The organism is Vibrio cincinnatiensis, from assembly GCF_022113815.1.
GTDB classification, from domain to species: Bacteria; Pseudomonadota; Gammaproteobacteria; order Enterobacterales; family Vibrionaceae; genus Vibrio; species Vibrio cincinnatiensis_A.
The window spans coordinates 1-393 of the sequence record NZ_SGOM01000091.1 but is presented as its reverse complement, the minus strand read 5'-3'; the positions used below and the strand labels follow the sequence as shown (position 1 = coordinate 393).

The window sequence follows — 393 nt, the reverse complement described above, 5'->3', positions numbered from 1 at the left end:
TAGAAGTTTTCGTGTGAACCAAGCGCTATCAATTCGAGGGTAACGGTGCCATCTTGGTAGCTGTAACCGAGCAGAGTCAATTGTTTTACCATCTTAAATTTATAGACTCTAAGAAAGGATAAATCGCCTTTCTTCTGCTCGCCTAAAAGCGGGTTCTCGATCAGTGCTTTGACGGCATTATCGAGATCCACTTTTTGATTTTGGTGCAGTTTTTTGACTGTTTTTTTGAATGATGGAGTCTGAAGAACCTGTGTTATTTTAGCCAAAGTTGTAAGCCTCAAGTTTACCTGCTTCTTTTTCAGCTTTAGCAATAATGGCTTGTCTCACAAATTCATAAGGCAGATCTGGATTGTCTTCCATCATTTCGCCGATTTTAGCCCAATGCTCAATTTG

Annotated in this window: 2 protein-coding genes; both read right to left on the bottom strand. The window is 39.9% G+C overall.

The features are described 5' to 3' along the window. A partial coding sequence (locus EXA13_RS16755) for a type II toxin-antitoxin system RelE/ParE family toxin (protein WP_238134109.1) occupies positions 1-266 on the bottom strand: 266 nt, incomplete at its 3' end. Further along, positions 259-393, bottom strand: a 135-nt coding sequence (locus EXA13_RS16750) for a ParD-like family protein (protein WP_238134110.1), incomplete at its 5' end; no start/stop codon positions are given. The genes EXA13_RS16755 and EXA13_RS16750, both read right to left, overlap by 8 nt.